Source organism: Lacinutrix cladophorae, from assembly GCF_053604645.1.
In genome coordinates this window covers 84,494-93,428 of record NZ_JBSHNR010000079.1, presented here as the reverse complement: position 1 = coordinate 93,428, position 8,935 = coordinate 84,494, and the positions used below count along the sequence as shown (strand labels likewise).

General features: G+C 28.8%; 6 protein-coding genes. 4 read left to right on the top strand and 2 right to left on the bottom strand.

Annotated features, from left to right (window positions below; all coding sequences use genetic code 11):
- The first annotated feature begins 262 nt into the window (after positions 1-262).
- The 4 genes from ACVC3Y_RS03480 to ACVC3Y_RS03465 all read left to right on the top strand — a co-directional run bounded on the left by ACVC3Y_RS03480 (position 263) and on the right by ACVC3Y_RS03465 (position 6,555).
- The gene (locus tag ACVC3Y_RS03480; protein ID WP_452226118.1) at positions 263-2,698 is read left to right on the top strand and encodes a helix-turn-helix domain-containing protein; all 2,436 of its coding nucleotides are present in this window, start codon (positions 263-265) and stop codon (positions 2,696-2,698) included.
- Positions 2,699-3,639: 941 nt separating this feature from the next.
- On the top strand, positions 3,640-4,242 hold the full coding sequence (locus tag ACVC3Y_RS03475; protein ID WP_452226117.1) for a sensor histidine kinase: 603 nt from the start codon (positions 3,640-3,642) through the stop codon (positions 4,240-4,242).
- Between the two features lie 2 nt (positions 4,243-4,244).
- Positions 4,245-4,907 (top strand): response regulator, encoded by a 663-nt coding sequence (locus ACVC3Y_RS03470; RefSeq protein WP_452226116.1) that lies wholly within the window; start codon positions 4,245-4,247, stop codon positions 4,905-4,907.
- A gap of 121 nt (positions 4,908-5,028) precedes the next feature.
- Positions 5,029-6,555 carry a LamG-like jellyroll fold domain-containing protein gene (locus ACVC3Y_RS03465; protein WP_452226115.1) on the top strand — a complete coding sequence of 509 codons (1,527 nt, stop codon included), beginning with the start codon at positions 5,029-5,031 and terminating at the stop codon, positions 6,553-6,555.
- A 225-nt stretch (positions 6,556-6,780) separates the two neighbouring features.
- On the opposite strand, the gene ACVC3Y_RS03460 is transcribed toward ACVC3Y_RS03465, so the two are convergent.
- Positions 6,781-7,590, bottom strand: coding sequence for a T9SS type A sorting domain-containing protein (locus tag ACVC3Y_RS03460; protein WP_452226114.1), 810 nt, complete (start codon positions 7,588-7,590; stop codon positions 6,781-6,783).
- Between the two features lie 19 nt (positions 7,591-7,609).
- Complete coding sequence (locus ACVC3Y_RS03455; protein ID WP_452226113.1) at positions 7,610-8,932, bottom strand: hypothetical protein; 1,323 nt, start codon at positions 8,930-8,932, stop codon at positions 7,610-7,612.
- Positions 8,933-8,935 lie beyond the last annotated feature (3 nt).

The window sequence follows — 8,935 nt, the reverse complement described above, 5'->3', positions numbered from 1 at the left end:
TCAAGGAAAATATATTAGCATACATTACTATGAATCCTTTGCGAATCCTTCGCGAGAACGATAGAAACGATATCCTTTTTTTTTAAATTGTATACTGCTTTACTTGGATAGTATTAGCCGTTTATTTAAATATATGATATTCTATTTCTATAAAACTTAAAAAAAGATATAGTGGATAGCGTGGTTTTTATTTTTTTTAAAAACTCGCCAAAAAAACTATTGATTTTAATTATCTTCAAACTCTGTATAGAAAATAGTATCAATGACAACAAATAAGGAATTAGATTTAGCTTGGGATTTTGTTAATAACACAGAAAGAAATGTGTTTTTAACAGGGAAAGCAGGAACTGGTAAAACCACTTTTTTGCACAAGTTGAAAATGACTTCTTTGAAAAGAATGGTGGTTGTTGCTCCAACAGGAGTCGCGGCTATTAATGCTAAAGGGGTAACGATACATTCTTTTTTTCAGATGCCTTTTGGTCCTATTTTACCAAACGAGGAGTTAAAGGGTGCAGGAGGTTTTAATAGAAAATTTGGTAAAACGAAGATCAATATTATTAAGTCTATGGATTTATTAGTTATTGATGAAATTAGTATGGTTCGTGCAGATTTACTCGATGGAATTGATAAGACATTGCGAAGATTTAGAAGTAGGGATAAAGTTTTTGGTGGCGTACAATTATTAATGATTGGTGATTTGCAGCAGTTATCTCCAGTTATAAAAGAGAATGAATGGTATTTATTAAAACCTTTTTATAACAATGCTTTCTTTTTTAGTAGTTTAGCGTATCAACAATGTAACGCTATTACTGTGGAGTTACAGCATATTTACAGGCAGGACAATCCTAAGTTTATAGATATTTTAAATGAGATTAGAACTAATACACTTACGCAAGCTTCTGCAGATGAATTAAACAAAAGATATCAGCCAAATTTTTCACCTAAAGAAGAAGATGGTTATATATCGTTAACTACACATAACAATAAAGCAGAGCGCACGAATATAACAGAATTAGAAAAATTAAAAGGAAAAAGAGTTGTTTATAATGCATCTGTATCGGGCAAGTTTCCAGAGTTTTCATATCCTAATAAAGAAGAGTTAGTATTAAAAGTTGGAGCTCAAGTTATGTTTATTAAGAATGATAGTTCTGTTGATAAGCGTTATTTTAATGGGAAAATAGGTACAGTTATTTTGTTAGATAAAGAGGAAGTAGTTGTAAAATGTACAGACGATGATTTTAATATTATTACGACTCCAGAAACTTGGGAAAATATAAACTACAGTGTAGATAAAGAAACAAAAGCAATTACCGAAAATAAAATTGGCTCGTACACACAAATGCCTTTGCGTTTAGCTTGGTCTATAACGATTCATAAGAGTCAGGGTTTAACTTTTGATAAAGCTATAATTGATGCACAAGGTGCTTTTGCGCATGGACAAACCTATGTTGCGTTGAGTCGTTGTAAAAGTTTAGAGGGGTTGGTGTTGAAAAGTAAAATCAATTCCAATCAGATTATTAGTGATTCGAATGTGATTTCGTTTAATAAAAAGGCAGAAGAAAATCAGCCAGATGAAACTATTCTTGTACAATCTAAGTCTGAATTCCAATTAAATTTAATTGCTGAAATCTTCAATTTCTATAGATTCCTGTATCCTGTAAATCGGGTTTTAGATATTTATTATAAAAATAGAGGAAGTATTGAAGGGAATATAGAAGCTCCTTTAGTGACTATTAAGGATTGTATTACGAATTTATTAAAAGTAGCAAATGCATTTAAAGCACAACTAAATGATATTTCTGGTACTAATACTATACCAGAAGCAAGTAAGGAAATACAAGCTCGTTTTACTAAGGCATTAGATTATTATAAAAAGGAATTAGAAACTAAAATTATAAACCCATATAAAGCGTTTAGTTTTTCAACAGATAATAAGGCTTTACAATCGGAGTTAACGAAAGCATTAGATTTGTTTGAAGAATTATTGGCTACCAAGCAATTGTATTTTAAAGAACTAACAGAAGGTTTTAAAGTAAAGCTATTTTTAGAATTACGAGCTAAATCGATTTTCTTGACAAAAGAAACACCAAAGAGATCCAGGAAAACAGTTATTGATGGAACGACTAATGTAGAATTATTTGAATTACTACGAGAGTTGCGAAATACAATTGCCGAAGATAAAGGACTTGTTCATTTTCAAATTTTCACCCAGAAATCTTTATATGAAATGTGTGAAACTTTACCAACCAATAAAAGTGAATTATTAAAAGTAAATGGCTTTGGTAAGACACGTGTTGAAAAATACGGAACCGAAATTATTAAAGTCATTCGCGATTATTGCGATGAAAATGATATAGAAGCTTCTAAAGATGTTGAAATATTTGAAGTTTCTACACCGAAGAAGCAAAAAGGAGAAACTAAAAACATATCGTTAGAATTATTTAAAACAGGAAAATCTATAGAGCAAATTGCTATAGAGCGCGATTTAAATGTAAATACAATTACAGGGCATTTAGCAAGTTTTATACCTTCGGGAGAAGTGAAAATAACGGATTTAATTTCTGAAAAGCATTACAAAGCATTAAAAGCCATAATACCAAAGCAGAAGTTTGAAAACCTATCGGATTTAAAACACCAAATAGATGATAAGTATACCTATGGTGAAATTCGTTTAGTATTGGATGATTTGAAAAAATAATTATTTTTAATTTTTCTGATTTTATTTTTGAAGCTTTTTTTATTAAGATAGAAAATCAAAAAAAGAATATTAATTGTATTATTGTTATTTTAAAAAAAAAACTGAATTTTTATAACAATATGAGTACCTTTTATATCGTTCATTCGATTAGTGTTATAAGTCTTTTAATGTTAATTGTAAATAGTTTTTTATTTGTAAAAACCTCGAAAAAGAAGAATAAAGTTTATAAGATTTTAATGTTATATTTAGTAGTATTATCTTTTATAGAGCTTTTTTGTAATTCTATGGTTATTTTAAATTTTGGAAATAATTTCTTTATATCTCACTTTTACTTCAATTTTCAATTTTTATTTTTAAGTTTCCTTTTTTATAATCTTTTTGAAAATCGAATTTTAAAGCATATTGTAATTATTAATCTTTTAGGGTCTTGGTTTTTTTTAGCATTACAGTATTCTTTAGATCCAAGTCTTTTTTGGAGATTTAATTTAACTGAAATACTTTTTATTTCATTTCTACTAATAGTCTATTCTCTTATCAATTTATATAATAATCTAGGTAAAGAAAAGAAATCTTATTTTTATTTTAGTATTGGATTAATCATGTATTTGTTGTGCAGTAGCGTTATTTTTATGTCAGGAAATTTAGAATTAGTATTTTTAAAAAAACCATATATAGATATCTGGATTTTTAATTCTTTGTTTTATATCGTATATCAAGTATTTATTTTCAAAGAATGGAAAACGTTAATAAAATATAGTTAGTAAATGGACTTTAGCACTCAATTTGTTTACATTATTTTTTATATACTGATATTTTTTGTTTTAATATTAATATCCATTATTGTTTTTGTAATTAAATCAAGAAAAATAATCCTGAAAAAAAAATTAGAAAAAAAAGATATTGAAATTAAATTTCAAAAAGAAATCCTAATAGCTTCTATATTGTCACAAGAAGAGGAACGTAAAAGAATATCCAGAGATTTACATGATGATATCAGTTCTAAATTAATAGCAGTTTCTTTAAATTTACACTTATTAAAATCTGAAAAAACGAAGGAAAGTAGTAAAGCCGATATTATAGAAAACACTTCTATTATTAATAACAAAGCAATAGAGTCTTCTAGAAAAATAGCACATCATTTATATCCACCAGTTTTAGAAAAATTTGGTCTAGTTCAAGCGTTAAAAGAGTTAGTTCTAGATTTTAATAAAACGAAAGTAGTAAGTATTCGTTTTAATTCCGAAATTAAATTTGAAAATGAAACCTCTAACTTTCATTTACAAATTTTCAGAATCATACAAGAACTAATAAATAACTCTATTAAACATGGTCAAGCGACAATAATTGAAATGAAATTTAGACAACATAATTCTGTAAATCAATTTTTTTATATAGATAATGGTGTTGGTTTTGATAGTTCGAAAATTGAAAAATATAGAGGTTTAGGATTTTCTAATATCGAAAATAGAATACAGAATATTAACGGAACTTATAATATGTTTTCAGAAGTTAATGAAGGATTTCAATTTGAATTTTCATTTTAGTTATGAATAATAAAGTAAATATAGTTTTAGTAGATGATGAAATTTTAATAAGGAAGGGACTCAAAGCAATTTTAGAACAAGAGGATCATTATAAAATCATTAAAGAGTTTAGTAATGGTGAAGCGTTTGTGCATTATATAGAAAACACCTCTAATCTACCCGATATTGTTTTAATGGACATAAAAATGCCTAGCTTAAATGGTATTGAAACAACAAAAAGATTAATATCAAAGTACCCTAATTTAAAAATAATGGCGCTTTCCAATTATAATTCTGAAATTTTTATTTCAAACATGTTAGAAGTTGGAGCCATTTGTTATGTTCCGAAAAGTATAGCTCCTTCCGAATTGATTTTTAGTATAAATGAAGTGTTTATAAAAGGTTTCTATTATTCTGAAAACATTATGAATCATTTATTAGATGACTCCCAAAAAAGAATATCTTTTTTTGATTCAAACTTCTTAACAAAAAGAGAAAAAGAGGTCTTAAATCTTATATGTCAACAAAAAAGTGCTTCTGAAATAGGAAAACAGCTTTTTATTTCCCCAAGGACGGTTGATGGTCATCGTAATAACTTATTATTAAAAACCCAATCAAAAAATTTAGTTGGATTAGTTCTTTTTGCTATTCAAAATGGTTTGTTTACCCCCGATTTTGAGCGATAAAGCTTGTTTTAAGGTTTATGTGTGTTTTTTTACCGATTAAAAGCGTAAATCAGGTTGATTAGCCCTATTTTATGAAGTTTAATTTTTCTTGTTTTGCTAGATAAACTTAAACCTTAAAATTATGATAAAAAAGATTACTTTTTTTGTATTGTTATCCTTAATCTATTTCGTTCATTCAAGTCATACTCTTGCGTCATTAAATAATAATTATTTTTTTACAACGCCAATTACTGCAGACCAAGTGTCAGACTATTTATATGAAGATACCATCTTTACAGATATACAATATATTGCAAATGGAACGGTTATAGATGATATTTCTTACGATGGTTGGAGGTTTAACAGTTACCAAAGTGAAAGTGGGGTTTATCCCGCAGGAGAAGCTTTAACCAATGATGCAAACTCAGGGGTTCGACTTTACACAGACGATAGTTCCAATTTTAAATTTTATAGTATTGATTACTTAATTGATTTACGTACAATTTCATCAGTAAGTATTACTTTTTATGGTTTTAGAGATGGCGTTCAGGTCGAATCGCAAGTCTTTACTGTTCCAGATGATGAAATCGGTACATTCACTTTCAATTGGCCTGCTGTAGATGAAATACGAGTAGCATCTCCAAGTATGTACATCTTTTTTGATAACTTTAGTATTGGAGCTGCTGGACCTATTCTTACTCCAGCAACACATTTAAATTTTGATGGTAATAACGACTTTGTTTCAAAATCTAATGAAAGCATTTTTAACTTTACTGCAGGAACAGTAGAAGCATGGATAAAGCCAACTGCTAATAGTAATAATAAAGCGGTTGTTTCTATGCGAGATATAGCTAATGCATCTGGAACTAGGTGGAGTTTACATGTTAATGAAGGAAATAATACGATTGGTATTTATAATGGAATTAGTTATATTGATATAGTAGTTTCAGCAGGTATAAGTGCTAATGTATGGTCTCATGTGGTTTGGGTAATGTCTACATCACAAACTATTGTATATTTTAATGGTACTTTAGTGGGAACAATACCTGTAGGAATTAACGTAGCTCCAACTAATATGCCATTAACTATTGGTGCAGCCGATACTAATAATTATTATCCTGCAGAATATTTCAGTGGAGATATTGATGAAGTAAGAGTTTGGAATGTACAAAGATCAGTAGGCGAAATTACTGGTTCTAAAGATTGCGAATTATTAGGTTCCGAAGCTGGTTTAGTTACTTATTATAATTTTAACCAAGGATTTGGAACAGGTGATAATACAACAATAGATACTCTTAATGACGAAACAATGAATGCAAATAATGGAGCATTAACTAATTTTGCTTTAACAGGGACGAATTCTAATTGGTCTGCAGGATCTACCATAGCAACCGGAAACAACTGTAACACATTAGGTACTGAAATGTATAATTTAGATTATCAAGTAGCTATTTACCCTAACCCAACTTCTGGAGTAATTAATATAAAACTTACAAGTTTAAACGATGTTTCACTAGAAGTTTTTGATATAAAAGGAAGCATAGTTTTATCTAAAAATATAGAAAGTGAAGTCAGTCAACTTGAACTTTCTAAATTACAGACAGGATTATATATCTTTAAATTAAAGTCTCAAGAAGGACAAATAAATAAAAGAGTTATTATCGAATAATAACTATTGTTATACTTCGAAAACTCATTCCTAGTAGGAATCGAGAACTCTCTTTAATATATGTAATGATGATTTTGTAATTAGGTATATGCCCTCGTTTATTTTGTTTATATGTTTGGTTTTTTATTTTTAAAAGAAGTATGCTAATTAAAATTATTATTGAAAATATATAAAAAAAGCTTCAAAAATTTATTTTTGAAGCTTTTAAAGAAAGTGCTTAAACGTTTATTTAACAATTAATTTTCTTGTAATTTTTTCTCCTTCAGAAGTAATAGAAACAATATACATTCCTGCGGATAAACTTGTAACATCAAAAGTGTTTTCTTCCGATACATTGACTAGAATTTGTTTTCCTAAACTATCAAATAGTTTTATTTGAAAATCACTAAAATTTTCTGGTACTTCAACTTTTACTATACTACTAGCTGGGTTAGGAAGCATAGAAAATGTACTTAATTCTTTTTCTTCTATATCTAGAGTAGAAAAATTATAAGTAGTTGTTCCAGATAAAGCAGATGTATTTGGATCTACTACATTTGTAAAAATAAACATAGAATCATCAATCATATCAGCTTGCATAAAACTTTTTAATGGAGTTACTGTTGTAGCCAATGTAGAATTATTAGCTAAAACATAAATAGATCCAGATGTTGGTGTACCATGGACTTGAATGGTAACCATTGGAGAATCTATTCCGTTAACTGGAGCTGGTAATGCAATAACACTGCCTAAGGTTTCTGTAATTAAATAGCCGTCAATGGTTGGTTGCGCAACATTATTTCCGTCAAAGAAAGTTGCATTAGCTGCACTTCCTAAAGAGGAGGATATACTCGCTGTAATTCCATCGCTTAAAATAATAGTAAAGCCATAACTTTGTACTAAAGTTGCAAAATTAGATGCGCTAGCATTTGGTCTAGCTGCAATAGTATAACTATAAGCTCCATTGTCTATTAATGTATAAGTATAACCATCTTGTGCATTTGTTTGTAATGTAAAGAGGTAAAAGAGAAATAGTAATAAAATATTTTTTTTCATGATTATTGTTTTATAAAATTTAATTTTCTGGTAATTGTTCTTTTATTTCATACGTACTAAAGTTTAGCCCGTTTTCAGGATGTGATAAAACATTTTGTAATAATATAGGAGTATCCGGTTCTGTTCCAGTATACTGTGTATTACCATCCATATCTACATCTTGTACTTTATAACCAGTAACTATAAAAGTTGGAAAATTTAATATGTTTCCAGGATTATTTAACACTTCTGATAATATGTTTGGAGCATCTGGATTGGTTCCAGAATATTGTATAACTTCATCTCCATTTGCATTTCCAGCCCAAAGTGCTTTCTGTCCAGATAGTAGTGTAGTTTGTGCATTACTTCCAAAGGTAGCAATTGAATTATTTGTAAAATTTATGTTTGTATTAGATGTAGATAATGCAATTGGATTTTGCGTCATCACACTTAAATGATTTCTATGTTTTACTACTATATAGTAAGAGTCTGTAAACCCTTCTAAATAAATATTAGACAATCCATTGATATCTACCACATCACCATCACGTTGTACTAATGCAGATTTATCATCAACAATAAATGTATTATCAATAGCACTTCGTATTTCTATCCAAACCCAGTCTACAATATCGTTAGATGCTAATCCAGTTCCAGAAGTTCCTCCATTGTTTAAAACAGATGGATTAATAACTCGCATATCTGGATAAGGACTTGTTAATGGTATGTATCCACTAATCCTTAAGTTATCGTTCATCAAACCAGTATTCGTTGGGTTAATTATAGGTCCTTGTAATATTACTTTAATATTCATTCTTAGATCTACTATTTGATTAGGATCTAGAAAATCAGTTGTTTGATCTACATCAAAACCATCTCCATTACCACCTTCGTATAATATGGCTAGTGAAATATTCTCTAATGTCGTATTTAGTAAGTCATCATTGTCAAAACCATCTCCATTACCACCTTCATATAAAGCGGCTAGTGAAATATTTTCTAAAGTGGTGTTTAGTAAATCATCATTATCAAAACCATCTCCATTTCCGCCATCATATAAAACAGCTAATGAAATGTTTTCTAAAGTAGTATTTAATAAATCATCATTATCAAAACCATCTCCATTACCACCTTCATATAAAATAGCTAGAGAAATATTCTCTAATGTAGTATTCAATAAAGCAGCATCATCAAAACCATCTCCATATGCGCCACGATATAAGACGATAAGAGATAGGTCCTCTAGTGTAGTAGAGGAAACAATTTCATCATCATAACCATCGCCGTTTCCACCTTGATATTGTGCAAGTATTGGAATGCATTGGAATAGTATAAAAGATAAGATTAAAAATCTTTTTTTCATCTT